Here is a 26,026-nt window from a genome sequence, read left to right on the forward strand (position 1 = left end):
AGCAGAAGAAACATGTTACTCGAAGTGGAAAGATATCTTTCGGTGATCCGGCAGAGATACACACCTTAATTAACCCGGCCGGCAAACCGGCTCCGCCGTACCAGAGTGCCTGTTGTGGGCGATCAGTTCGCTGTTATAAGGGCGATTCTACGCAGTTTTGTAAGCGATCCGCTTCCTAGGAATATCACTTTTCCAGCCTTTTCCAGCACCTTTTCGATAATGGCATCCACCGCATCATCGTTCACCTCGCGGATGTCCAGTTCCTCCGGCCTGATGATAGAATGATCCGTACTGCGGATGCCGCCTTTCATATGATAATCTTCTTCGACGAATAAAGTGTCCCTCTCGTTCACTCCCGCCAAACGTCCCACTTCTTCAATTCCGGATGCGACCTTCCGCGATTTTTCCGCATCTTCCAGCTTCTGCATCGCCCATTCATTCGTGCCGGCCATCACGTCCTTTACTATCGGCCATACGATTTTACCGAGATCGTGCGTAGAGGTGGCGCTATAATCGCCTTCGACCCAGCCTATCAACACATCGTGATGAGATGTCACGGACCCGAATATCGACAGGTTTCTCCTCGCCCCGACCAGGACAAATTGAAGCGGATCCCGTTTGAAATAGTGATCGAAGCGTTTGTCGACCGTGCGAATGAAATCCCTCGCCTGCTTGTCTCTTATCCCCGGGTTGGCGCTATTACCTGTCAGTGCGGAAGATTCGATCGGAAAAATCCTGTTCTGAATATCGATAAGTTTATCCCGGAATGCTTCGTAAATCCTGTTGGTATGCTCGCCTAAAGAAAGAACATAGTAATGTGTGATCAATTTCATTTTCATCTCATCCTTTTAAACTGAATTAAAGTGAAGGCTTTGTTATGCGAGTTTTTCGCACGATTTCGGGGATCACTTCACAAACCTCCAGCATTCCCATCCCGAATGGCTCTTTTTGTTTTTCAGACGTCCGAACCGCGGCGCACGATACAACACCGTTACCCCCTTGTTAATTCCCGGCAGCACGTACGCCGGATCCTCCGCGCAATCGCATCGCTTAATCGATCCGGGTGTTATTCCTTTCAATGAATTCAGGGTCTGTTCGTAAACGCCGGCGACGGATCGCGTGAACGGCCGGACGGCCTCCATGTCGTAGACTACTACGGTCACAGCCGTCTGCAATTCCTCCGTCAGTCTGTCGAACGCGTGCCGCGCGAATGTTTTCGCGAATCCAAACACATCTTCTTCCCGCAAACCGATGTTCAATCGTTCGAATGGGCTGAGATCGAAGTACGAGAGGTGAAGATTGTCCGGAGAGGCAATGACGTACCGCGCGAGCGGAGCAAGGGCGTTCATGGTATAAGGTGTGCCGTTGAAACATGTGGAAAGCACGACCAGATCGACCTTCGTTGAATCTTGCGCGAATCCTTTCAATCCTTCCGCGAGATCGGCTATCGTGAAGGTCCGGTTCCCGTAAGAGGCGTCGTAGCCCTTCCCTCCGAATTCGGGGATTTCATGGCCGAAATACAGAAACATACTCACCGGCTTGGGCGATCCTTCCGCGCGGAAACGGGTGTAAAGCTCCGTTTCGGGATCGAAACGTGATTCGCCCTGGTCTCTCCAGTACGATTCTTTCGCGATAAGACTGCCGTTCCGATAGTAATAAAATGTACCGTCGCGGCGCGGGAAGATGAACATGAAATGCCTTCTGCGTTTTTCATGAAATATGAACACCTCGGCCTGGGTATTCCGCTGCGCGACCGTTATCGCTTTCTTGAGGGTCACCTCATCCGCTTTGTGGGCATTGCCGCCGGTATCATGATAGAGGTAACCTCCGTCGCCGTGAATGATGCACACTATGGAATACCGCGATGGAAGCATTTCCTTATCTTCCGGAGCAGCCTCGCGGCCCGCGGGAGGGATTGAGCCGCACGAACATAAAAACAACGCGAGCGCCGCACAGGCGGTGCCCGCAATCGGTATCGTGCGTATCCGAGTGACTCTTTTGAAAAATCGATGAAGCATGTAATTCATTCCAGATACCTCGATAGCCGGCGATCCTGATGGATCACGCAATAAGGATAATAATGATTATTATAAGGAGTGCCGTGACGACGCCGATAGTTATCGATTTTTCGGCCTGTTCCATATCCTGGACGACATAATCGGAGAAGGCGTCAAGCTGGGCGTCGGGAACCCTGGTGAATCCATTGGCGCCCGCCAGCTCGTCCTGCTTCTCCTTCAGGCTGGTTTTGGTCCGGTCTATGCCCGCTCGGTCCGATTCCGACACGATCGATGAATTCCGGATCTTGTCAAGAGCCGCCGACATATTCTGAATCTTTAAGCTCAGGATATCGCGCTTCTGCGACGGGTCGTCCGTCGCCTTCACCTTAACCGCGGCGTCATTGAAGTAGTTTTGAATCTTGCCCTGCCCGAAGGCCGTTCCGGCCAAGAGGAGGATACTCATCATCAGGACTGTACATAGTACATGCCGTTTTAACATTTCTGTTCCTTTCGTGGTGTATTATAAAATAAAACTCCCTGTTATTTATCCGCACCGCAACAATCCATCCCGCCTCCTTTCCAATAATTGTCCGGCGCTTCCTATCTATTAAAAATATACTCGGAAATGGGGCGCGGGTAAATCGATCCGGAGAATGAAAAAGGAGCTAGTCCTTTAGAATCAGCCCTTCACGCGAGCCGGGGAGATTCAAATCCGGAGTTCTATCGTTCGGAATCTTTCTCTCGGACAAAGGCAGCTATCTGCAGGCGGGTATTGAGGGCCAGCTTTTCCAGAATATTGTGCACATGGCTCTTTACGGTGTAGGTGGAGATATAGAGGCGTTCGGCTATTTCCTTGTTTCCGAGACCCTCGGTAATGAGGGTGGTGACGTCCAGCTCCCGGCTGGTTAACTGCATCGAATTTTTGGGGATCCCATTGCCTGTTTTAAGCGCCGCCTGGATGATTTCAGTGAAGAGTGAATTAGTCAGGGCCGTTGGAAGCACATCTTCGCCCTCCGCGACCCTTTTAATTGTTTGAATGTAATCCTCCAGCGAAGCGGTCTTGAGAATAAAGCCGCTGCCGCCGGCTTTCACGAACTCTATGATATCGGATTGTTCGGGGAACATGTCCATTGCGATAAATCGCGCCGTCTGTAATTCTTTCATCAGTCCGGCCATCAGATTCAAGCTGGTCTCCTTTTTCAGCCCCAGATTCAGGAGAATGATGTCGGGGGAGATTTTCATCTTCTTCAACTGCTCAACAATGTCGCCGTCTTCGGCTAGTGCGTCGACTTCGAAATAGCTCTGGGCGTTCAGCATGGCTGCGATGCCTTCGCGGAGAAGACGATTATCTTCGATCAGCAGTATCCTGATTTTCGCCATGGCAATACTCTTTCATTGCATAGATTCATGTTTTTGCAATATGTCGGTATTTTATTTCTCCTTACAAAAGCGTAACACAGCTTTTTACCCTTTTCAAATCTATTTGAATTAGTTTTGTTAAAATAATAATTATTTATTTAACCTGAATTATTCAAAAATTGCAACACCTTTTTATAAGTAACCGTACTGAGATAAATATTGGGTTTGACAATCTGGGGCTTAGTTAGTACAATGTAATTACAGGAGGTGACATATATGAAGTCTAAGATTGTCAAGATAGGCAACTCCCAAGGAATAAGGATACCAAAACCTATTATAGAGCAGGTCGGAATAGAGCAGGATATCGAGATCATAGTTGAAGATAATCGCCTTGTTATAAGTCCGGCACAGAGGCCAAGGTCTGATTGGTTAGCGGCATTTCAGAAGATGGCAGAGCGTGGAGACGACAAGCTCCTTGATCTTGGAGAGATATCACCGAAAAAATGGGATGAGGAGGAATGGGAGTGGAAGTAAATAGATTTGAGGTTTACCTGGTAAATCTGGATCCAACTGCTGGAAGTGAGATTAAGAAGACACGTCCGTGCTTGATTATTTCGCCCGACGAGATGAATCATAGTATTAGGACAGTTATTGTTGCTCCGCTTACTACAAAGGGCAGACCATATCCTACAAGGGTGTTATGCAAGTTTAAGGGTAAAAGCGGGCAAGTTGTTTTAGATCAAATCCGTACAATTGACAAGGAGAGACTGTTAGAGAAATTGGGGCGTTTAGATAAACGATCAGCATATGCAGTTCTGTCTGTACTTGCTGAGATATTTGCGCCCTAACTGCAGAATGCAGCTGACGGGCCGTCCTGTCACGGCTCTGGCAGGGCGCTGCGCCATCGGGTTTTGAGGATTTCCATCCGCATTCTGTACGTCGCTAAAGCGCCGGCCATCACGCGAATGCAGTGGGTGGTAGGGCCCTTGTGAGCAAGCTCGCGGCCTCTCCCGCAACTGATCCACAAGCCCGTTAGCTCGACTTTATACATTAATGTATGCTATTGACAAACGCTAAGTCCATCGATATAATATACGTATGACGTGCGTGTTATCGATGGAGGTATAGTATGAATACGGTGACGCTTTCACCAAAATTTCAGGTTGTTATTCCTAAGGCGATTCGGGAGATACTTAAGCTTAAACCAGGCCAAAGGATCCAAGCAATAGTCTATCAGAATAGAATCGAACTCATTCCAGTCAAATCAGCAAAAGATATGCGAGGATTTATAAAAGGTATTGATACGGAGATCGAGAGGGAGGGAGATAGGGTATGAATGTGGTTGATTCGTCGGGATGGCTGGAATTCTTCGCTGATGGACCGAATGCCGATTTTTTTACTTCGGCTATTCAGGATACAGAGAAATTGATCTTACCTACGCTGAGTATATTCGAAGTATTCAAAAAGATCCTGCAGCAAAGAGAAGAGGGGGAAGCTTTGCAGGCAATAGCTCTTATGCAGCAAGGTGCTGTAGTGGAGTTGACATCGAGTCTGGCACTGGAAGCAGCCAGGCTGAGTATTGAAGAAAAGCTACCACTGGCAGACAGTGTGATGTTAACGACATCTAGGGCATATGAAGCTACCTTATGGACTCAGGACTCTGACTTCGAGGGTATGAGCGGTGTAAAGTATGTTAAAAAGATATGATTTAGCGAGCTAACTGCAGCATGCAGCTGTCGGATCTGCCCTGTCACGGCCCTTGCGGGGACAAGTCCCGCGGCCTTTCCCGTAGCTGATCCGCAAGCCCGTTGGGCGGTAATTACAAGCCAAGATAAACGATATGAACATTTTTGTCCTGGATTACGAAATTCAGAAATGTGCCGAGTACCATGCCGATCAACACGTTTTGAAGATGATTCTTGAAAGTACACAAATGCTCTGCACTGTACTAAACGAATTGGGTCTGCGGGCTCCTTACAAATCGACCCATCTTCATCATCCCTGTACTTTGTGGGCTGGCGATTCTTTTGAAAACTGGAAATGGCTGCAGGCTCTGACGCTCAGTCTCAATGAAGAATATAGATATCGTTTCGTCAGTGAAAAGGACCACAAATCGGCTATAATTGCTCGAGAATTACCTGATCCTCCAATCGATAATCGTGGCCTTACAGCTTTTGCTCAGGCAATGCCTGATGAGTATAAGTGTTCTGGTGATGCTGTTAAAGCATATAGACAGTTTTACGTTGCTGAAAAAGCTCATTTCGCAACATGGACAAAAAGACCTGTTCCTGATTGGTTTGAAAGCTGACTTAAATTGCGGAAATATTATTGATTTAAGAAACGAGATCGGCTGCTGAGGCGTTAACTTCGTTTAGAGTTTTACTGAGAGAAACTCCTGAACATCCCGCTTTCTTTTATGGAAACCGGGAAGCCATCAAGCTGCTGGGGAATCTTGTCCTGAAGCTCCGGGGTAAGACGGGTTACAAAAATCGTTATGCATGGGCTGCCATCTTTCCTTCCCTCGCCTGTTCCCACTACCCCCGGTATAGAGATCAGTTTTTCAGTATGCCGTTTCAGGACTTCTTTTATTGGTTCATGCGACATATTCAGCAGAGCTTCCTCTGATAATCATCAAACCCGGCCAGGCCGGGTTTGATTAAAAAAGGCGCAGCCCCTTTCGCAGAGGCCGCGCCAGTTATTGGTTCTCCTTAATAGGTTACTGTCACCTGATTCGAGCATGGAGAGCCGCCAATTTCACATACCTTGTATGTGAACGATCCTCCTCCAACTTGATCTGTGGCGTCGGTGTAAAATCCGTCATTGGCAGTAGTGGTGATCAGTACACCGTCACGGTAGATTTCCACGTCGGTCCCTGTTGCACCGCTCCATTCAAGGTCGGCATGCTTGCGTCCGCGCACCTTGTAACCGGTAACGGTCAGGGTGATATCAGTGCTGCTGCTGGTTACTGTGACATCCTGAGAGGCCGTGTCGGTAGCGCCGTCATCGTCGGTAACGGTCAGATAGACGGTATAGGTACCGTCACTGCCGTAGGTGTGCGAAGGGTTCTGAGAGGTCGATGTAGCGCCGTCTCCGAAGTCCCAGCTCCAGCTGGCAATGCTTCCGTCAGAATCGGTACTCTGATCGGTGAAATCAGCTGTCAGGTCTGTGGTGGTATAGGTGAAATCAGCTGTTGGCGGGTTGTTTGTGGTACTGCTCGATACCGTCACATCCTGAGAGGCCGTGTCGGTAGCGCCGTCATCGTCGGTAACGGTCAGATAGACGGTATAGGTACCGTCACTGCCGTAGGTGTGCGAAGGGTTCTGAGAGGTCGATGTAGCGCCGTCTCCGAAGTCCCAGCTCCAGCTGGCAATGCTTCCGTCAGAATCGGTACTCTGATCGGTGAAATCAGCTGTCAGGTCTGTGGTGGTATAGGTGAAATCAGCCGTAGGCGGATAATTTGTGGTTCCGCCGCTGGCATCGTCCACTGTCACGTTGAATCTATTCAGAACTGCGTCTATCGGGTTCGCCAGAGTATAATCGGAACTTCCGGCAAACAGCAGGGCAACCGGATTCGCGTTGCTGTCGTCTGTTACGATCAGAGAACCGGAATCGCCTCCGCCACTGAATGTTCCGGGGGTAATCGATATCTGATCCACGAAAACGGCTGACTTTACGCAGCTGTACGGGCCGCGGGTCTCATAGCAGACCTCCACGGTCACGTTCAGTTCGGAAACCTCACCATGTGTCCAGACTGTGGTACGACCGTACTTCTGGACCTTCATTCCGATCTGTGCACTCTTTATCGTTGAACTGGGAGTGCCGTAACCGTCGCCGTCAGGTGTGGAGGTCCCTACATTACCGGTGGTTGTCGCCGCGATCGCAGCATCGATATAGTTGCTGCTTCCGTCGAAAAGGATCGGCTCGTAATCGTAAAGTGTCCCTATGGCATCCTCGGGGTCTTGCCCACCGTCGTACGGTCCGGGCTGAAGCTCGTTGTCACCTATGGAAGCTTCATTTATGTTTGCATAAACGTGATTGTTGCTCAGCGCATATACATTCCCTGAGCCATCCTTTACCCTGCAGCCGATCGTGCCGGCGGTAATGTCCGGATGGCCGGTGGATACGCCGATCGGTACCGGGCGAGCAAATCTGGCGGTGGGGTCTGCAAAGATCTTGAATCTGCCAGTTTCCTTTGCTACCAGAGGTATGCCTTCGACAAACTCCGGAATAGCATCCAGAGCAGCATCGTTTACCAGAGACTCAAGATCTACAGGTATCTGGTCAACCGCTGAGGCGGTGTAGACCACCACAGCAAGCTCGCCGTCTTCATTAAGCCCTGTTCCTGTTCCTACTACTTCAGGGTGGGTGAATAGACGATCAGTATGCCGGTCCTGAACAGCCATTACCTCTTTAACCTTCGGATGGTTTACACTGTACTTTGCTTGCGTGTCAATCTTAACGGGCTCGTTCGGCATATTGGCCTGGTCGCTGCAGCTTAGCCATAAGCCGGAAGTAACTGCTACGGCCAGAAGCAACGCGACCGCAAGGCTTCTTTTGAAATGTCTTAAATGCATTATATTATTTCCTCATTTTTTAAAACAAAGTGGCTCGATTTACTGTGAATTTATATATGTTTGAGTCTGCTATGGAGGGAGGCTTACTTTTTTGTGTATAATCATTAAGTAGGTCTTAAAGATCATATTGCGCAACTTACCTTCCCTAATCCGGCGAGGTCTGAAATTTGTTTTCCCGCTTCATCCACACGAGACGAGTATTCGAAACGGTAATTCAACGCCATTGAGCTGGAACTGCTATCAGCAGTCAAAAGGTAAGCTTATTTAAAATCATATTTTAATTTTATAATCCTGATCAGTAACGCCAACCCCTTTTTGAGAATCCAGCCGCACTGTCCCGTGCGAAGAATATATCAAATACTTTAAAAATGAGCTTACCAGATTTATTTTTATCTGTCAAGGATAACAAAGGTAACAAAGGTTGATGATCCCAAAACTTATGACAGAATAAAAAATTGAGGAAATTCCTGTTCGGATAGGTTATGATTTAATAAGGAGCCATATTAAAACCTCGGGAGGATAAGGTGCGATGCCCGTAAAAATTCATAATCATCCACTGCACCCGATTTGGTTAGGATTCAGAAAAATGCTGGCTGTTATTATGGCAGTCTGGGTTTTTTCCCTTGATCGGGAAAAGGGCAGAATACCAGAACTGGTAATAAATCTATGATATGGAGCGGAGCGGCTTACCAATTAAAAGCCGTGGCTGCCGGGCATTTACCCCGGCCGGCTCCTCTCAGCCGGCTAGAAAAGACACCCCCTTCCCCGGGCGCTCATCTGAGCAGGATCATCTTCCTCGTCTCCGAGAAATCGTTCGCGGTTAGCTTGTAGAAATACACGCCGCTCGCTGCTATTGAGCCCGAGTCGTCGCGGCCGTCCCAACTCTCCTCGTATGTGCCGGCCGGGAGGTCCCCGTCGAGCAGGGTTTTCACACGCCTGCCCGCGGCATCGTAGACAGCCAGCATCACGCGCGAGGGCTGCTTCAGACCGAAACTTATCGTCGTACGCGGGTTGAAGGGATTGGGGTAGTTCTGGCTGAGGTAGCTTGCCTCCGGCACAGGGAGCATATCGTCGCCGGTTATTTCGGCCGGGCCGAGCAAGGCATACCCGCTCTCGTTACCGTGTATATCAACCGCGGAGAGCTTGTACCAGTAGCAGGTCTCCCACTCCCAGCCGCCGTCGAAGTATTCCGGGTCTGTCGGAGTGGCGATCATGTTGCCCGTGCCGGGGGTGAAGGTCTCTTCGGTCCCGCGGTAGACGGCGTAGTACCAGAGGTCGTTCTCCTCGTTCTCGTCCCAACTGAGCTGGAGCCCTTCGGGGCTCTGCGACTGTTCGCCCGACAGAGCCATTGGTGGGGTGGGCGAGTTGTTGTCGACCGAGTACCCGCTGTCGGGCTCGCTCATGTACCAGATCGAGGGGATCGTCGTGTGGATGCTGATCAGGTATGCCGACCAAGGGATGCCGCCGGAGGTAGAATCGGCCAGCGTACCCGCGGCGTAGATGTACTCCGTCTCCTGGCAGGCGGCAAAGCTTCCGATGATCTCCCACGTGCCGGGCGGGAAGTCGGCGGCCTGCAGAAACTCCCGCGATACCTCGCCCTTTATAGGATCGTATGTCCCTTCTTCGATCGCCGAGAGAAGCACGGGGTCGTCCACACGCCTCCAGACGTTGTACGTCGACACTGGATGGCTGTGCCATCCGGCGTCGTCCCACGTACTGCGTTCGATCGTGAGCCTCACAAGACCGCCCTCGTCACCGGGGATATCGGAGGCCGACAGTATAATCGGCGGCAGGTACCCGACCCGCTCTTCGAAGTCGATCATCTGGGCATATATGTCCTCGTGCCCGCTGCGGAAATCCTCCCAGGCGACGATAGCGGGACCGTCCTCGTCGCAGACTACCCGCGTCTCTAACTGATTTGCCGCCTCGACCGACAGATTGACACCGTCGGGTTCCCACAGCATGTTTCCCGAAGGATCTATCCGCTGGGCGTATACTTCATCATCCGACCCGTTTCTATGGTCTCTCCAGGTAACTATCGCTCCACCGCTGCAATCCATGACTGCATGTACGTCTGTCTGAAATCCGGAGGCGCCGCATACCTGAACTCCGTGTGCGGTCCAGAGCACCGTCCCCGATCCGTCTATCCGCTGGGCGTAGATGTCGGTTCCATTACCGAGATAATTTCGCCAATCGACCCATACCATGATAGCTCCCGAGGGATTAGCTGATTCATCCGGGATCAACTGCAAGGAGAGCTGGTCTTGCCCCGCCGCGCATATCACGACCCCGTCGGTAGTCCATTGGGGATTTCCGGACTGGTCCACCCTCTGGGCGTATATATCGAGATCCGTACCGTCGCGGAAGTCCAGCCACGCGAAGATCGCTCCCAGGGTTTTTCCATCAGACACCACCTTCGGTTCTGTCTGGTCTCCGGCAGCGGTGCACACGTCTATCCCGCCGCTCCACTCGACCGTACCCGTGGTATCGAAACTCTCGGCGAAGATGTCGACATCAGCATAGCGGTAGTCCTCGAACGCTATTATCGATTCGCCTCCCCCCCCGAAAGTTATATCCGAATTGAGATGATCCGAATAAAGGTTGACAACAAGCTTTCCACCGCCGGCCCAGAGTTGCCTCCCTGACGGGGTCAGGCGCTGCGCGTAGATAGCCCAGCCTGACGATCGATTGTCGAACCAGGTGATGATTATCCTGTCGTATTGATTATAAAGAATCTGCGGTGTTACCTGATCACTCGAATAATCGCATAGTATCGTCTCATTGTCTATGAGCAGGGGAGTTCCGGAGGAGGTCAGGATCTGGCAATATAAATCTGTTTCCTGTGAAAGATGATCCTCCCACGCCAGGACTACCGATCCACTAAATCCGATCGCCTCGATATCATGGTTCAGCTCGATCGATTCGTACGCGTACAAGGGATCGGAGACACGGATCCCGTCGACCGTCCATTGCGCGCTGCCGTATGAATCGATCCGCTGCGCGTAGATGTGCCAGTCCCCGTCCCTGTAATCCTCCCACGCGAGGACTGCGCCGTTCGCCCCGTCGGTTGTCATCCGTATTCTCGTTTGAAGGCTCGAATTTGTGCATACGGGCGTTCCCGACTCGATCCAGTCCGCGAGCAGCAGGGGAGCCCCTATGATCATAAGAGACAGAGCCGTCAGAAGAGATGTTTTCAGAAGTTTTATCATGACATATCCCCTTTCAGGATATTCAGCCGCGGATTCCAGCTGGATCCGGTATGGATAAAGATCCCTGATGCCGCGCTAAGACGGCGCGAGGCAGTTGATTCTGCCAGCATCAAGTCATGCCCCTAATGAATAGATTATATCATATAAAGCGTTATATGAAAAGGGAACAAAATCGTCATGGCGGGAATAGGAAGAGAATAGTAAAGGGTGAATATAAGTTCCTAATGTATAATTTTTGTAATATTTTAATTTGCATCAGGTTATGATATAATGACAACGCATCACTATAGAAAAAGGCACTCCGGAGCGATCCATAAAACGGTAGACCTATTTAAAAAACTCCAGGTGCAAGCAGACCGGTTTATTATGGTAGCCTTAAGGAGGTAGACTATGAGATGGCCTAATACTATCCCTGTTTTCCTTTTAGTTCTTGTTCTTGTATGCAGAAAGTTCCCCCATTTTTTGACCCCGAACAGTAAATTTTGATGAAGACGGAAGTAGGATACCACCACCGCCCCAAGAGCATCTAAACGAGGAAGGATATGAGTTCGGTAAGAATGTGGGAAATGTCCTTCTTTTGGGGAGTGTTTTAAAAAATGCAGCCAATCTTCTGTCTAGATTTATTCCTGGTGGGGGCCGGTTAGTTGCTGTCGGTGCAGGAGTGCAGGGTATCGCTGTATCTGCGGAAGGAGTTACAGAAGCTGCAGGAGAGCTTGTTGCGTCAGGAACAGTATATATGGCTGCAGAATCAGGAGGAGGAGGTGTTTACACCCAAGAAGAGATGGAAGCAATAATAAAAGCCAGAAAACACATCAAGAACATTTAAAACCAGATGGATAAGTTACTTGAAAAAAGAGATACAGAGGGTTGGACGGATTCTGATAGGGAAAAATATAAAATATTAGAAAACAACTATAATGGACTGGCTGAGTTGATTACTACAGGGAAAGCGCCGGAATTTCCTCCGGATATGATAAAGAACGATCCTATTTTAAAGCATATAATACACAAAAAATAATTATCTTAGGCTACTTGCTATTATCTCAAGGCCTTGTTTTAATTCAGAACCATCTTCTAATATTTCTAATATTGAAATTATATCATCGCCTGTGTTCTTCAATTGATCACTTAGTTTAATCTCCCCTGAACTCGATTTCCCGTTCATCAAAGAGCGCCTTCAAACTCTTCAATATCAGCAGGATCATTCCACTCTTACACATAGAGGCAAAATGTCCTTCACGGAAATTATAAATGCAGTCGATGTTGGCTATGGTTTAGAGGTTTCAATTGGATTTTTTTATTGGGATTATGGAAAATATTGGAGTAAAACCGCTATTGAAGCAGATCGGAATAGGTGGTAGGTTTGTTCCGGAATCTACGCAGGCAAGCCCGCCGCGCTAGCAATCAGAATGCAAACTTGGATTTTTTAGACACCCACTTGTTTGACAATTGGTCTGCGAAAATATCTTTGAGCGAATTCTTGCTGCAGCGATGTGAATATTCTACAGAATAAGGTAGAGGCTCGGAATTAAAAAGAGTGTAATCCCCGTGGCTAAGAGTATGCCGAAGGCGAGGCCTGCCGCCATCGGGATTGGAAACCTTGCCTGAAGGCTGAGTTCGAGGATCATAAACTATTAAGGGATTTGAAATTGAATAATTTATTCTCTAATCTTAATTGTATTATAATAAATAATTTTATCTACAAGCCCATCACCATTAAGATCTCTTGACTTAATTTCTTCCTCACTCCAATTTAACTCTTGTATTTTTTTAACTCTATACTGGATATTTGCCCAGGATTGACAATCCTCATAATATTTTTCAGCAATATCTGATAAAGATTCTCCCCAACCAATTCTATGATATTTTTTAATTTTATTTTCTTGTTTTGTTTCAGAAGATTTATCCTGTTCAGAAACTCTAGATTCAGCAGAAGGTGCAATAACAACATTTCTGCTTGAATCCTGGAATTCTTGTAAATCATTAAGTCCATGAGGATCATACTTAATAACTGCTGTTACAAGAATTCCTGCAAAAATTACTCCAGCAACATATTTAATCCACTTATTCATAAACCAAAAACTCCCTTGCTACTAAAAGATTATAGTAAAGAAGAATAATTTAATCAAGTCTTATCTACAATTCAACCCGTCGTTAAATTCATCCCTGAACATGCTCTTGACTTCTTTTAGATCCACTGATAAATTGTGATTAGAGAGGTTTAATTCTCGCATGGTGTGTTCTCCTTTCTTTGTCTAAAGAGTTTTTGAAGAATACACCATCTTTTTTTGCTCTTAAACAAAATTACACACTTTATTTTACATTACCCTAATATCTATGAAATCACAAAAAACTTCAAAAAATTCTAAAAAAAATATTATAATAGCCAAACAATTGGCTTTTATCTTTAGAAAAAACCTAAGGGAAAATCTGTTTTGAAAGATACGGTTACTAGAATGTTTTCTGCTATTTTGGTTATAACCTCAATTATTATTGCTTCGACCGTTGCCCATCCTCAATCTCCGGACACAACCATGCTAAGGAAAAGGGTAAAGCTGGCTGGATCTTCCACCCCCAGAAAATAAAACAGTTCAATTCATGTTTAAGTAAATTTAAAATATTGACAAACTGGAAATCATTTTTTATTATGTGAGTGAGCGTTCACTATAGAAGAGATTATGGAAACTTTTACCAAGAGACAACAGGAAATCATCAACGCCGCCATCAAGTTAATATCCGAAAAAGGGATTCAGCAATTAACAATCAAAAACCTTTCGGGAGAAATCGGTATTGCCGAGGGGGGTATATATCGTCATTTTAAAAGCAAAATTGATATTCTGTTGGCAATCCTGGTCAGTTTTGAAAACAGGATCGGAGCGGTCGCCAAAAAGCTGGAATCAACTGATAATAGCGATGCTCTCACCAAACTGGAAACTACTTTTGATGAGGCTTTTAAAAACTTTAAAGCCAATCCGGTCCTTGCGGCGGTTATTTTTTCCGAAGAAATATTTCAGAATGATAAGAGGCTGTCTAATAAGGTCTTTGGGATCATGAAACAGAACCAGGAAACAATTCAGAGCATTATTAAATCCGGCCAGCAATCCCAATGTATTCGGTCCGATATCTCAAATATACAGCTTGCTCTAATTATCATGGGAGCACTGAGACTTATGGTTACTCAGTGGAGGCTCTCAGGATTTGCTTTCGACCTGGAATCTGAAGGCCGTCAACTCTGGAGCAGCATAAGAAGGATATTGGCTGATTAATTTCGATAATTAATAATACGGGGGAAACACTTATGAAATATGCGCTGAAATATCCGAAAATGGTACTGGCCATAAGCCTGTTGATAACGGCAGCCTTTTTTATTGTAATGCGGCAAAACAGCCGGATGGAGACCGACCTTGATGACTATATGCCACAGAATCATCCCGATTTTGTTTACAGTAACAAGGCGGAAGAATGGTTTAATATTAAAGACGGTATTATCATCGCAATTGAAAACAGAAATGGTATTTATAATACGTCAACTCTTGAGAAAGTGGAATCCCTGACGAAAAAATTGCAAGGCATGGAAGAAATTGAAAAAGACGATGTAACTTCCCTTTATACTGCCGACAATATCATTGGGACTGACACGGGTTTGGACGTCAGTCCCTTTTACAGGAAAGTGCCTCAAAGCGAGGAAAAACTGACTGCCCTGAGAATCAACGTTCGCGACAATAAAATGGCCTACGAACGGATAGTGAGCAGCGACGAAACCGTGACTGTCATAATCGCTGAAATAGGCGAAGATACCTTTTCGCAGGAATTTTATCGCCGACTGATAAATCTCGCTGAAGAGTACGAAGGTCCGGAAAAACTGTATGTGGCTGGCCGGCCTATTGTTGAAGGAACAATGGCTTATCTGGGGCCGCGGGACATGAAACGTATGGTGCCGATTGTCATTCTGGTAATAATTATTGTTTTACTGATGGTACAGCGCAGCATAAAAGCAGCAATATTCACACTACTCGTTGTATTTTTCAGCGTGATCTGTGTTTTCGGGCTAATGGCTGCGGTAGGGGTCCCCATTTACGCGGTATCCACAATGATACCGGTCATGTTGATTGCCATCGGGGTGGCAGATGGTATTCATTTATATAGTCATCTGCATATTTTTATGAAAGCTGATCCACAAGCCGACACAAAAACGGCTGTGTCCGATATGCTCAATGAAATGTGGAAGCCGGTAGTAATGACCTCGGTGACAACAGCGGTTGGATTTATTTCACTGTTAACCTCTGAAGTCTATCCCATCAAATATTTCGGTCTCTTCACTGCCTTTGGGGTCTTGGCCGCGATGGCATTTTCACTGTTTCTCATTCCGGCTGGTTTACTCACTTTTGGATTGCCCCGGTGGAAAAATAAAAATTCAAATACTCGAGAAAATGAAAATAGATTTCTGAATGCCATTGCCAGGTTGGTGATAAAACATAAATACTTTACTCTGGTGTTGACAGCTTTGATTATAATAATTTCAATTTTCGGTATGACTAATGTCTGGATCAATTCCAGTTTTTTAGATAAATTCGAAGAAGACAGCGACATTGTAAGTACAGACGCTTTTATCAACAAACATTTTGGAGGTACTTCGACATTGAATGTGATCCTGGATTCCGAAAATCCGGATGCCTTCAAGAAGCCGCAGATTCTGAGAAAAATTGACAAACTGCAGACCGATGTGGAGAGTTCGCTGCAAGTGGTGGGAAGTTCCTTTGCCCTTACCGATTACCTCGAGCGTATGAATAAAGTCATGCATGCCGACAGCGCCAAGTATGATGTTATTCCGGAAAGCAAGGAACTGGTAGCTCAGTATCTGCTATTGTACGAAATGTCAGGAGATCCGGAGAATCTCTGGAAAGTAGTGGATTACAATTATCAGAAAGCCAATCTGACCTTTCAGCTGAAAAGCGACAATTCCATCGCCCTGAACCGCGCTATTGACAAAATCGAAGAGTATAAGCCCGATTTGGAAAAATCAGGAGTTACTGTCAATTATGCCGGGTCCGGCTACAAAGCTCTGATTTTTACCGACCTGATCCTTGAAGGACAGATAAAAAGCCTGATAATTTCACTGGCTATCGTAGTATTGCTGCTCTCTCTCATGTTTAAAAACGCGATGGCAGGCATTATCGGCTCCGTACCGATTACGATCACCGCAGTGATAAGTTTCGGAGTGATGGGTTTGCTTAACATCCCATTAAGCACAACTACAGCTTTGCTTTCCAGTATTGCCATCGGGATTGGGATAGATTACGCCGTTCATTTCATTGAGCGGTACAAAATCTACGCGGCTGAAACCGGTGATCCTCAGTTAACCGGCCATAAAACCATGCAGCATTCCGGAAGGGCCATCGTATTTAATGCTTTAGTGGTAATCTCCGGATTCCTGGTTCTGCTGACTTCGGTATTTCCGCCAAACAGGGCGCTGGGAGCTCTCGTTTCCATGAATATGTTCACCAGCTTCCTGGGAACAGTAACTGTCATGTATCTTCTGCTGAGACTTTCAAATATTTTCTTCAAACAAAGAGAAAAGGAGTTGTAAAATGAAATGCTGGAAAATCATTTTCAGTCTAATGATTGTTTCAATGTCTATTCCACTTCCGTCACTTGCCCTGGAGGATATAAGCGGACTGGAAATTATTCAGAATGTCTACACCCGCCCGACAGGCTCTGACCAGGAAGGCAAACTTACCATGACCCTGATTAATTCCCGCGGTGAAAAACGAATGCGCGAAATCAAACAGTACATCAAAGATTTCGGCTCCGAAGAAAAGAAGATCATGTTTTTTATCTCTCCTGCAGATATTCGCAATACTTCCTTTATGAACTGGAGTTATGATAAGGAGGGGCGGGATGATGACCAGTGGATCTATTTACCTGCCTTAAAAAGAGTAAAACGCATTTCCAGCGACAGCAAGAGTGACTATTTCATGGGTTCGGATTTCACATATGATGATCTGGGCGACCGGCACCCATCAGAAGATACGCATAAGCTGCTGCGGCAGGAAAAGGTCGACGGCGAAGACTGCTACGTCGTGGAAAGCATTCCCAAAGAAGAAGGATATATGTACTCCCGCACTCTTACCTGGGTCATCAAAGAAAAATGGGTCGGGTTGAAAAAGGAGTTTTATGACGAAGATGGCGAACACCTCAAGACACTGAGTGTAAAGAAGTATGAAAAAATCAAAGATTACTGGATCATTACAAACAGCCAGATGCAAAATGTTCAGAAAGATCATGTCACAAACATGTTGCTGGAAGATTTGAAAATTGACACCGGCCTTAAGGACAACTTGTTTACGGAACGTATGATGAGAAGGGGTATGTATTGAAGAATATTTGCAGAATGCAGACCATACTTTTCAGAAAGCTCAGATTTTTTCTGTTAATCGCGCTGGCTTTTTGCTTTTCAACCACCGCAATGGCACAGGACCTGTTCATGAGCGGATATGTCCGGAATTACACAGGCGCTTTGATCAATGAAGGTGGTGAATATTCCATCATTCAGAATACATTCAATCTGAACCTGGAACACAGCAAGAGCAATGTTTCTTTTAAAGTAAATCCCTATATCTATCAATACAGTGAAAAAGAGCAGGAAACAGGGCTGCGCCAGGCGTACATGGATATCTATTTCAAATCTATCGACTTGCGTATAGGAAAACAGCAGATCATCTGGGGAAAAGCTGACGGAGTATTTATTACCGATATCATTTCTCCCAAGGACATGAGCGAATTCCTGCTGCCGGACTTCGAAGAAATCAGAATGGGAGTTACGGCCGTGAAGGCCGATTATTATCGGGGAAACCAGACGTTTGAAGTGGTTTGGCTACCGGTTTTTACACCGACACGGCTGCCTGACGAATCTTCCATCTGGTCGCCGGAAATTCAATTTCCCATGACTCCTCAATTTGATTATTCTCAGCAGAAAGTGACCGGATCCCTGGAGAACAGCGAATGGTTTATCAAATATTCCGCACTCACTTCGGCCATCGATTATGAACTGATGGCCGGTTATGCCTGGGACGACGATCCCACTATGCACATCGAAAAAGACATTGATCCTGAAACAATGCAGTTAACCGGCCTGACGGTGATTCCCCAGCATCACCGGCTGACCATTGCAGGCGGGAGTCTCAGCAGCACCCTGGGGCCGGTTGTTCTGCGCGGTGAAGGGGCTTTCTATTCGGGTAAATATTTTAACTCTGCTGATCCTGAAGCCAGCCGGGGCGTTGCGGAGAAAAATTATCTACATTACCTGGCGGGCCTTGATTACACTTTGATGGGTATCAATATCAGCGGCCAGTTCATTCAGGAGAGCATTCTGGATTACGACCCCATGATTGGCCGGGATGAATTCGAAAATACGGTCACTTTATTGTTGCGCGAGGATTTTCTTCGTGAAACTCTGACTCTGGAGCTGTTTTACTATATCGGGTTGAATAACAATGACGCCCTTATTCGTCCGAGCATCTATTATGATCTTTATGACGGGTTTGAACTTCTGGCGGGAGCCAATCTTTTCATCGGAGAAGAAGGTCGTTTCGGGCAGTACGATGAAAACGATATGGTTTACGCAAAATTAAAGTATAGTTTTTAACCGGAGAATAGCGTTGGAAGAAAGCTCGATTAAGGATTTATCTTTAACATAAAGAGATATTTTGTTCATGAAGAAACTCGCCGGATAATCAGACCTCCCAGAATAAGAATTATAAGAAATTGGGGTTTTTTCTGTCAAAGAGGGAAGTGCGGACAAGAGGGTTTGCAGATCTGATCAATAAATGAAAATTGCTAAATCCAGGCAAGCCCTATTTTATAAAGGAAGTATCTCAGAACCAAAATTGAAAAGAATGTGTTCTTTTATGGTTGGAGAATCTTAAGCGTGAGATTGGCGAACAATTTGATCGGAGCATTCCGGTATTTGTAACAGCTCGCAATAAAAATCGGCATCCGATTCCTCTTTAATAATAAGTTAAAACTGATTGACATAATCCTTCCCGATGTTGTAACCTGCAATCATGAAAAGAAGTTAACATTCTGGGAATTTCAAAAGGGGGGAATATGCTTAAGGTAAAGAAGATTCTCTGTCCTATTGATTTCAGCGAGAGTTCTTACAAAGCTCTGGAGATGGCGTGCGGATACGCGAATCATTTCGCGGCAGACCTGATCCTGGTCCACGTAATTGCGCCCGTACCCACCATGATGGCCGGTCCCGAACCCACAATGGCCTTCGACGTAAGCACGTACGAAGATCATCTCATGAAAACCAACGAGGAACACATCAAAAAGGTCGCAGACGAGAGAGTTTCGGACGATATCGATGTAAAACCGATGATCCTTAGAGGCGATCCGGGCGATCAAATTATAAGGATTTCCGACGAGGAGGAAGTGGACCTTACCGTAATATCATCCAGAGGGCATTCCTCTTTCAAGGAGATGCTGTTCGGATCGGTAGCGGAAAGGGTAATAAGACATTCCAGTAATCCTGTTCTCTCAATAAGGTAGAATTAAAACAGAGTGAATCCGAATCTCCCGCGGCATGGAAAAACAGCCTGAAAATCCATGCCCTTCCCGATCGGAGTATGGAATCGTGCTAAATGTACCAGGATTTTATCTCGAATAAAGCCGGCCTGACACGCAAATACATCTGACAAGCCGTTCAGAAGCTCGCAGATGATTTGCTGGTCGTCACCTACACCGGTCTCGAAATAGGATAGCCCATGGCTAAAAAGATGCCACACCCACCTCGCCCCCTTAGGGTATCATCGAAACCAGCCGCGACAGAGGAGCTGATGAGTTCGAATATTTCAACGAGGATGAGGCTGAGCCGGCAGTGCCGGCAAGCTCGTATTCGACAAGAATTCGCCCGTGCGGCAGGCTGTTACTAAATCGGCTTGTTCAATATTCTCAACACTGGTAAGATGCACTCATGAAATAAAAACCCCTCAATTCAGGTTAGGGTTAAATAAATTGACAAAAGGCAAAATGAAGTGATATTTATTCTAGAACAGCTGTTTTCAAGCAGCATTCTTGTTTTGTTTTATTATCCGGGGGAGAGGTTATATGCCGTGAAACGGTAAGGTGGCAGTTAAATGAATATATTATTTACAACATCCGCGGCGCCTTCTAAAAGCCCCTTTTTCACCAGTGAAAAGAGACCTCCTTTAGGTCTGGGAACACTTATATCAATAGCCAGGAATAAGGGCCACGGGGCGTTCTTTATTGATAATTATCTCTCTCCGTCAAGATTTATCGAAAAAGGGTTTCTGCAGGAGAATGACATTGATATTGTGGCGATTCATGCTAATACGATTTGTTTCCGCGATACTCTGAGGATGTTAAACGCGATTGAGGATCTAAGGAAGAGAGACCTGTGGCGGGGAAAGATGATCGTAGGCGGACCTCACACCTCTGTCGCTGTAGAGACAATTCCCGAATTCGTAGATCATGTTGTGCAGGGTGAGGGTGAAAAAGCTCTCGAAGATATTCTAAGCGGCAGGGCCGAGTCGCGGATTATAAGGGGAGAAAGAATAACGGATCTGGATTCACTCCCTTCTCAGCCATGGGATATCTTTACGAAATTACCGTATGATTATCAGTGCAAATGGATAGATGAGGCCCCTGTTTTTACAATAAATACCAGTAGAGGATGTCCTTTTAATTGTACTTTCTGTTCTGTTTCTTCCGTTTGGGGAAAACGTTATTCCTTCTTAAGCGCTGACAGGATCATTTCAGAAATCGAGTATCTTATCGAAAATCATAACGCTAAAGGGATTTATTTCAGAGAAGACCATTTTACTTTGAATACAAACAGAACCAGGGAATTTTGTGAAAAACTGATAGTAAAAAATATTGACATAAGCTGGGCTTGTGAAACCAGAGTGGATGTCTTAAGCGAAGAATTGATAGAGCTAATGAGCAGGGCCGGCTGCAGGGCTTTCTACCTCGGCGTTGAGAGCGGAAGCCAGAATGTTTTAGATAAGCTCCGTAAAGACATTACTCTCGAGCAGATTGAGAATGTTTCCATCTGGAGTAACAGATACAGCGTAAGGACATACTGGAGCCTTATCGTAGGGACTCCCCATGACACCTTCAAAGATTATATTGCCACAAAAAGATTGATAAAGAAGCTGAAACCCTATTCCCACGCTTTTAATGTTTATGTCGGAATTCCGGGAAGCTCATTGTATAAATACATTTCACGGAATAACCTCTATGAATATAAGGATGATATAGGCTTGTTATATTTGCCGGGATTTGATGTTAAGACAAAATATTTTTATGGAGCAAACAGCAAAAAGCTTGTAGATTACAGGTTCAGACTGAGAACTCCATTTGATAAGCGGCTTTTGAAAAGAATGTGGAGAGTTCCGTTCAGGATTCTAAAGAATAGATTATCGGGCTTTATAAAAAAAATTGCTTCCCCGCGGTGAGCTGTTTTCGAAAATCTCCTATATATTCTATCTTCTGATACCCTTCCCCAGAATATGCAGACCTTTCAGGAAGTCTCTGTCTTCGGGCTCGAGTTTCAACAACCACAGGGTGAGAGCAAAAAGGGAGAGAGATATCGATCCCGCGAGCGTAAGTGTGACCAGTGTGTGAAATGGCATAATGAAAGGTTTTATTATCCACAGCGCCGCGGCTGAAATAAACCCCGCCAGGACAGGTTTAATAAAACCTTTGTTTAGGAAAGTGAGTTTGAGAATTATCCGTACTTCAATAACTCTTGCCAGTCCGCTGACAACGAGGGATATCATCGTTGCCCAGGCAGCGCCGAAGATACCAAAACGCGGTATAAGTATGATATTAAGTGCGACATTAAGCAGGAAAGCTCCCAGAGAATTCCACAAAGACAGTTTTACGTATCCGGACATAGACAGAATGGGGCCGGCTGATCCGAGCACAGCTTGCGAGAAAGTGGCGGCGGTCAGTATAACCAGAACAAGGGCGCCTGAGATGTAATCGGGGCCGAACAATAACATGATTTTTGTGGGAAGCAGCAGCATAACCAGGGCAAAAGGAGTCGCGAATGTAAACAGCCAGCGGCTTACAAGCCTGTAGAGATCGGACATTTTTCCCGTTTCACTTTTGGAGTGCATTTGAGAAAGAAGAGGTGAATAGATACTTGCAATGGAGAGCAAGAGCGCCTGTAATAACCCCGCTGTTCTTACCGCCGGGTGGTATAATCCCACAGTGACTGAATCGGTGAAGTATCCGAGCATCAAGATATCCATCCAGTGCATGAGAGTCTGAAGTATTACAACAAACATAAGAGGGTAGGAGAATCTGAGTAATTCTTTATCTATCGGGGCGGATAAGATCTTGCCTATTTCTATGCCGGTAAGTCTCTTCAGCATAATCAGCATCAAGATACACCCCGCCCCTCCAGTAACGGCGAAGGGAAGAATGATAGTCATTCTTTTTGACAGGAGAAAGTAGCTCATTGCCATCATCGCGAAAAGGATTGTGGGCTTAACGAATTGGGTGGTGAGTATCTTGTATTTCAGGAATTTTAAACCCTGAGTCGCGAATGCGCTCACATTTGTTACCGCGTTAAGGGGAAGCGCGACAGAAAAAACAATTATCGCGTATTGCAGCAGAGGTCTTTCTTTAAAGACATTTTTTACCAGCCACCCCGAACTCAGAATCAATAGAATCATTATGATTGAAGAGAATACTGCTGTTGCTTTCAATGCTGAGCTTATCAATCTTTTTATTTGATCTCTGTCGAGCTCGGGATTCAAGCGGCTCACGAAACGCATTACACCGACTTCCAGTCCCATTTTAGCCAGCACTTCCGCGATCAGGATAATTGAATTCGCGATGGAATATATCCCGAGGTATTCCGTTCCTACCCAGCGGGCAAGCAGAGCTGTGTAAAGAAAACGGTTTATGTTTCCGTAAACAAGACCGGAAAAGGTAATAGTGGATTCTTTAGCTATCTTCTGAGCTGTATTCATAGGGCAAGTTCTGTCGTTAAGCCTTTAAGAAATCCCGACCACGTGTAATAGAAGGCTTTGAATCCGTGCCGGCGGTTTAGTAAATCCTTTAACGCGACTCCGTTTAAGTACAGAAATACAACCGGAAGGAGAAGAGATCTGTTGAATTTACGGAAAAAATAGACGGTATTATGCGCCCGGTAGTACATTCCTTCGGCCGGAGCGCTTCGGCGGGTTCCTCCGGATGAAGCCCTGAGATGTTCTATTTCAGGTTTCGGAGAATAGAGAACCCTTCCGCCCTGTTTTCTAACGCTGAAGCCGAAATCACCGTCTTCCATGATAGCGTTACCGATATAGTTTGTATCAAATCCGCCTGCTTCGAAGAATTTATCCCTTCTGACGCCGAAATTTCCGCCCGCCGCCCACTGGCATTCTGAATAGCTGTCGGAATAGAAGTTTTTGAGAGTTTTGCCGTAAAATGTGATATAACCTCCGGATATGTTCTTCCTTTCATTCAGGATCTTTGAACCGGCTTCGTATATCTTTCCTCCGACAACCCAGATCTCTTCTCCGTGCCGTTTGAACTCATTGATATAATCGGCAATTAATTCCGGAGAGGGTATTACGTCATCATCAACAAAGAGCAGTATCTCGCCGCCGGCAGCTTCGGCTCCGACATTCCTGGCATTTGGAAGCCCCTTTCTTTTGATAGCTATATACCTGTAGTGATATTTTCGGGTGGAAAAGTCACTTAGCGGAGTACTGCCCCCTGAAGTTTGATCTATGACAATCAATTCAAAATCGTCTGATGTCTGATTTTCAAAACTTCGAAGTGTCTCGAGAGTAATACTGCTTCTATCTACTGTTGGTATAATAACACTTATTTCAAATTCCATAACAACCAGACTTTAAATTCTCAATTTACATTTTCTTTTAATTACCTGCCATAGAGGGTCGATTTTATCAATAAGAGACGCCGGGAGAAAGCTGGCGATTATAAAACCGGCCGCGAAAAGCTTGTAAGGCTTAAACCGGAAGGACTTGATAAAATGCTTTCTTGCAAGTTTCAGTTTCCTTTCAAAGAATAGTATTCGGCCGAGGTGGAAATTATAATAAAAGGCCTTTTCTCTATCCAGGTTTCTTTCTGAAACGCCCGCGGCGTTCTTCCTCTGTTGTAGTAATTGGAGAGGTTCTTTTTCCCCTTGATTTCTTGCTATAGAGCACTTACGGGCAATTTCGGCATAATAGTTCTGTTCCTGCCTCAAAGCTATAGAAATGCTGTTAATATCAATCCTGCGGATATAGAGAATTTCCTGAATATTAGTTATTTCATAACGGCCGGCAATTCGGAGCCAGAGATCGTAATCCTGAGCTTTGACAAACTCGGGGCGGTACCACCCAACATCATCGATACTCTTTCTTCTGAACATCACGGAACCGTGGCAGAATTGGTTCTGGTATAGAAGCGATTTTTTTAATTGTACGGGATCCGCCGGCAATATTGTCTCTGTGATCTTCCTGCCCGTACTTGTTATTTCGCTGTAAGAGGTCCCCGCCAATCCTATCTTTGAATTATCTTCCATCAGCTCTGCCTGCAATTCTATTCTGCGCGGCAGAGAATAATCTCCGGCGTCTATTCTTGCGATATACTCACCGCTCGAGTTTTCTATCGCTTCGTTAAGTGATCTTGTAAGACCTTTACGTGAGCGTGAAATGAGGGATATTCTCCGGTCACAGGTGGAATTAACGACACTGTCTACAGCCGGGCCGCCCCCGTCATTTACGATTATGAATTCAAAATTCCTGTATGTTTGCGCCAGTATGCTCTTTATCGAATCTTCGAGAAACGGCTCGTTCTCTTTAACTGACATTATTATTGAAACTTTCGGCGTCATAATTATTCCTATTCAGAATCAGCGCGGGAAGGCAAGAGACTCTGCTTTCTCTTTTGAACCCGCAAAATCAGAATAAGAATAGAAGAGGTGACAGAAAAGGTCAAAAGAAAAAGGTGTCAAGCGGCCCCTTTCTTTTGAGGCTGGATTGCTTTAGTAAAGCTGGCCTCCCGAATTCATTGACAAAATCTTGCCGAAACGATATTACGGATGTTATTATTATCAATCCGGCGAGGCAAAAGAGAATAAGAGGGATTTGGCGATTATGGATTCATTTAGAGAAAAACTGCTGAACAGGTTATATTTCATTTATATAAAGGGACATTATTTCTTCTACAGGAATCGATTCTCCGAGAAGATAGAGCATATCATGCGGTTTGACAGAAGGTCTCGCGGAATTAAACCGGATACGTGTGAGGAGCAGGGTATGCCGGGGTTTCATAAGACTTGCGCAAACGGATGGCACAGATATATGTTAGGACGGTATTTCTTTTCTCTGCGGAGTATAAAGAACAAAACAGTGTTAGACTCGGGCTGTGGACTGGGCTGGGGGAGCTATCTGATATGCGAGCTGCCGCGAGAACTTATCTCTATTGACATAAACGAGAAAGCTCTTAGTTTCGCGCGCGGAACATGGGACGATTCAAAATTAAATTTCCGCAAATTATCAATTCTCGAAATCGATCTGCTGAGAAGAAAATTCGATGTGATACTGAGTTATGAAATAATCGAACATCTGGCCTGGAAGGAAGGACTAAGATACCTGAGTCAGATAAGCGGCAATCTGGTCTCCGGGGGGAAGCTGATTATGTCCTCATATTTTCCTTCCAGCGCCGGGGACGCCGAAAAGGAAGAAGCAAAAAATCCATATCACCTTCATATCTACACAAAAAGGGAGATGCGAGAGGAACTCGCTAAACGCGGGTTTACTAAAGTAAAATTTTTAGGAAGTTTGATGCTTTCGGCCGAGAAAGAATAGATGTTTCTTCAACGTGTAATTTATTGACTGGC

Annotated in this window: 26 protein-coding genes; 14 read left to right on the top strand and 12 right to left on the bottom strand. The window is 45.8% G+C overall.

The window, feature by feature from the left end; genetic code table 11:
• Nucleotides 1–122: 122 nt before the first annotated feature.
• The 4 genes from U5O15_00660 to U5O15_00675 form a co-directional block, all read right to left on the bottom strand.
• Entirely contained in the window at nucleotides 123–833 is a 711-nt protein-coding gene (locus U5O15_00660) for a hypothetical protein (protein MDZ7859174.1), read from the bottom strand.
• 72 nt (nucleotides 834–905) lie between these two features.
• A complete protein-coding gene (locus U5O15_00665; GenBank protein ID MDZ7859175.1) occupies nucleotides 906–1,940 on the bottom strand; it encodes a hypothetical protein in 1,035 nt (344 codons plus the stop codon).
• A 121-nt stretch (nucleotides 1,941–2,061) separates the two neighbouring features.
• Nucleotides 2,062–2,463, bottom strand: coding sequence for a hypothetical protein (locus tag U5O15_00670; GenBank protein ID MDZ7859176.1), 402 nt, complete (start codon nucleotides 2,461–2,463; stop codon nucleotides 2,062–2,064).
• Between the two features lie 254 nt (nucleotides 2,464–2,717).
• Nucleotides 2,718–3,377, bottom strand: a complete 660-nt coding sequence (locus U5O15_00675) for a response regulator transcription factor (protein ID MDZ7859177.1) — start codon at nucleotides 3,375–3,377, stop codon at nucleotides 2,718–2,720.
• Between the two features lie 255 nt (nucleotides 3,378–3,632).
• Between U5O15_00675 and U5O15_00680 the strand changes: the two genes are divergently transcribed.
• The 5 genes from U5O15_00680 to U5O15_00700 all read left to right on the top strand — a co-directional run bounded on the left by U5O15_00680 (nucleotide 3,633) and on the right by U5O15_00700 (nucleotide 5,664).
• On the top strand, nucleotides 3,633–3,890 hold the full coding sequence (locus U5O15_00680) for an AbrB/MazE/SpoVT family DNA-binding domain-containing protein (protein MDZ7859178.1): 258 nt from the start codon (nucleotides 3,633–3,635) through the stop codon (nucleotides 3,888–3,890).
• The gene (locus U5O15_00685; protein MDZ7859179.1) at nucleotides 3,875–4,204 is read left to right on the top strand and encodes a type II toxin-antitoxin system PemK/MazF family toxin; all 330 of its coding nucleotides are present in this window, start codon (nucleotides 3,875–3,877) and stop codon (nucleotides 4,202–4,204) included. The genes U5O15_00680 and U5O15_00685 overlap by 16 nt, the downstream gene beginning before the upstream one ends.
• Before the next feature lie 281 nt (nucleotides 4,205–4,485).
• Nucleotides 4,486–4,692 (top strand): AbrB/MazE/SpoVT family DNA-binding domain-containing protein, encoded by a 207-nt coding sequence (locus U5O15_00690; GenBank protein MDZ7859180.1) that lies wholly within the window; start codon nucleotides 4,486–4,488, stop codon nucleotides 4,690–4,692.
• A complete protein-coding gene (locus U5O15_00695; GenBank protein ID MDZ7859181.1) occupies nucleotides 4,689–5,063 on the top strand; it encodes a type II toxin-antitoxin system VapC family toxin in 375 nt (124 codons plus the stop codon). Before U5O15_00690 ends, U5O15_00695 begins: the two co-directional genes overlap by 4 nt.
• A 133-nt stretch (nucleotides 5,064–5,196) precedes the next feature.
• Nucleotides 5,197–5,664: a pyrimidine dimer DNA glycosylase/endonuclease V gene (locus U5O15_00700; GenBank protein MDZ7859182.1), complete on the top strand. Its 468-nt coding sequence runs from the start codon at nucleotides 5,197–5,199 to the stop codon at nucleotides 5,662–5,664.
• Between the two features lie 71 nt (nucleotides 5,665–5,735).
• Here U5O15_00700 and U5O15_00705 read toward each other — a convergent pair whose 3' ends face one another.
• The 3 genes from U5O15_00705 to U5O15_00715 all read right to left on the bottom strand — a co-directional run bounded on the left by U5O15_00705 (nucleotide 5,736) and on the right by U5O15_00715 (nucleotide 11,139).
• Nucleotides 5,736–5,960, bottom strand: coding sequence for a hypothetical protein (locus U5O15_00705; protein MDZ7859183.1), 225 nt, complete (start codon nucleotides 5,958–5,960; stop codon nucleotides 5,736–5,738).
• Nucleotides 5,961–6,064: 104 nt separating this feature from the next.
• Nucleotides 6,065–7,930 (bottom strand): PKD domain-containing protein, encoded by a 1,866-nt coding sequence (locus U5O15_00710; protein ID MDZ7859184.1) that lies wholly within the window; start codon nucleotides 7,928–7,930, stop codon nucleotides 6,065–6,067.
• A 773-nt stretch (nucleotides 7,931–8,703) separates the two neighbouring features.
• A complete protein-coding gene (locus tag U5O15_00715; protein ID MDZ7859185.1) occupies nucleotides 8,704–11,139 on the bottom strand; it encodes a FlgD immunoglobulin-like domain containing protein in 2,436 nt (811 codons plus the stop codon).
• A 559-nt stretch (nucleotides 11,140–11,698) separates the two neighbouring features.
• Here U5O15_00715 and U5O15_00720 point away from each other — a divergent pair.
• Together U5O15_00720 and U5O15_00725 are read left to right on the top strand one after the other, a co-directional pair.
• Entirely contained in the window at nucleotides 11,699–11,965 is a 267-nt protein-coding gene (locus U5O15_00720) for a hypothetical protein (protein MDZ7859186.1), read from the top strand.
• A 6-nt stretch (nucleotides 11,966–11,971) separates the two neighbouring features.
• Nucleotides 11,972–12,157: a hypothetical protein gene (locus U5O15_00725; GenBank protein ID MDZ7859187.1), complete on the top strand. Its 186-nt coding sequence runs from the start codon at nucleotides 11,972–11,974 to the stop codon at nucleotides 12,155–12,157.
• Here U5O15_00725 and U5O15_00730 read toward each other — a convergent pair whose 3' ends face one another.
• Nucleotides 12,158–12,304, bottom strand: a complete 147-nt coding sequence (locus U5O15_00730) for a hypothetical protein (GenBank protein ID MDZ7859188.1) — start codon at nucleotides 12,302–12,304, stop codon at nucleotides 12,158–12,160.
• A gap of 493 nt (nucleotides 12,305–12,797) precedes the next feature.
• Nucleotides 12,798–13,211 carry a hypothetical protein gene (locus U5O15_00735; protein MDZ7859189.1) on the bottom strand — a complete coding sequence of 138 codons (414 nt, stop codon included), beginning with the start codon at nucleotides 13,209–13,211 and terminating at the stop codon, nucleotides 12,798–12,800.
• A 606-nt stretch (nucleotides 13,212–13,817) separates the two neighbouring features.
• Here U5O15_00735 and U5O15_00740 point away from each other — a divergent pair.
• The 6 genes from U5O15_00740 (at nucleotide 13,818) to U5O15_00765 (ending at nucleotide 21,617) form a co-directional block, all read left to right on the top strand.
• On the top strand, nucleotides 13,818–14,405 hold the full coding sequence (locus U5O15_00740) for a TetR/AcrR family transcriptional regulator (GenBank protein MDZ7859190.1): 588 nt from the start codon (nucleotides 13,818–13,820) through the stop codon (nucleotides 14,403–14,405).
• 32 nt (nucleotides 14,406–14,437) lie between these two features.
• Nucleotides 14,438–16,726 (top strand): MMPL family transporter, encoded by a 2,289-nt coding sequence (locus tag U5O15_00745; GenBank protein MDZ7859191.1) that lies wholly within the window; start codon nucleotides 14,438–14,440, stop codon nucleotides 16,724–16,726.
• A 1-nt stretch (nucleotide 16,727) separates the two neighbouring features.
• The gene (locus tag U5O15_00750) at nucleotides 16,728–17,516 is read left to right on the top strand and encodes an outer membrane lipoprotein-sorting protein (GenBank protein ID MDZ7859192.1); all 789 of its coding nucleotides are present in this window, start codon (nucleotides 16,728–16,730) and stop codon (nucleotides 17,514–17,516) included.
• Complete coding sequence (locus U5O15_00755; GenBank protein MDZ7859193.1) at nucleotides 17,513–18,784, top strand: DUF1302 family protein; 1,272 nt, start codon at nucleotides 17,513–17,515, stop codon at nucleotides 18,782–18,784. Before U5O15_00750 ends, U5O15_00755 begins: the two co-directional genes overlap by 4 nt.
• A gap of 461 nt (nucleotides 18,785–19,245) precedes the next feature.
• Nucleotides 19,246–19,689 (top strand): universal stress protein, encoded by a 444-nt coding sequence (locus U5O15_00760; protein ID MDZ7859194.1) that lies wholly within the window; start codon nucleotides 19,246–19,248, stop codon nucleotides 19,687–19,689.
• 587 nt (nucleotides 19,690–20,276) lie between these two features.
• A complete protein-coding gene (locus tag U5O15_00765) occupies nucleotides 20,277–21,617 on the top strand; it encodes a radical SAM protein (protein MDZ7859195.1) in 1,341 nt (446 codons plus the stop codon).
• Between the two features lie 27 nt (nucleotides 21,618–21,644).
• On the opposite strand, the gene U5O15_00770 is transcribed toward U5O15_00765, so the two are convergent.
• Genes U5O15_00770 through U5O15_00780 form a run of 3 tightly spaced genes read right to left on the bottom strand, consistent with a single transcriptional unit; the run spans nucleotide 21,645 to nucleotide 25,018 of the window.
• Nucleotides 21,645–23,144 (bottom strand): oligosaccharide flippase family protein, encoded by a 1,500-nt coding sequence (locus U5O15_00770; protein ID MDZ7859196.1) that lies wholly within the window; start codon nucleotides 23,142–23,144, stop codon nucleotides 21,645–21,647.
• The gene (locus U5O15_00775; GenBank protein MDZ7859197.1) at nucleotides 23,141–24,019 is read right to left on the bottom strand and encodes a glycosyltransferase; all 879 of its coding nucleotides are present in this window, start codon (nucleotides 24,017–24,019) and stop codon (nucleotides 23,141–23,143) included. The genes U5O15_00770 and U5O15_00775 overlap by 4 nt, the downstream gene beginning before the upstream one ends.
• Nucleotides 24,020–24,031: 12 nt before the next feature.
• The gene (locus U5O15_00780; protein ID MDZ7859198.1) at nucleotides 24,032–25,018 is read right to left on the bottom strand and encodes a glycosyltransferase; all 987 of its coding nucleotides are present in this window, start codon (nucleotides 25,016–25,018) and stop codon (nucleotides 24,032–24,034) included.
• A 262-nt stretch (nucleotides 25,019–25,280) separates the two neighbouring features.
• Between U5O15_00780 and U5O15_00785 the strand changes: the two genes are divergently transcribed.
• Nucleotides 25,281–25,994 (top strand): class I SAM-dependent methyltransferase, encoded by a 714-nt coding sequence (locus U5O15_00785; GenBank protein MDZ7859199.1) that lies wholly within the window; start codon nucleotides 25,281–25,283, stop codon nucleotides 25,992–25,994.
• The last annotated feature ends 32 nt before the right edge of the window (nucleotides 25,995–26,026 follow it).

Source organism: Candidatus Krumholzibacteriota bacterium (genome assembly GCA_034520215.1).
Taxonomy (GTDB): domain Bacteria; phylum Krumholzibacteriota; class Krumholzibacteriia; order Krumholzibacteriales; family WJIX01; genus JAGHBT01.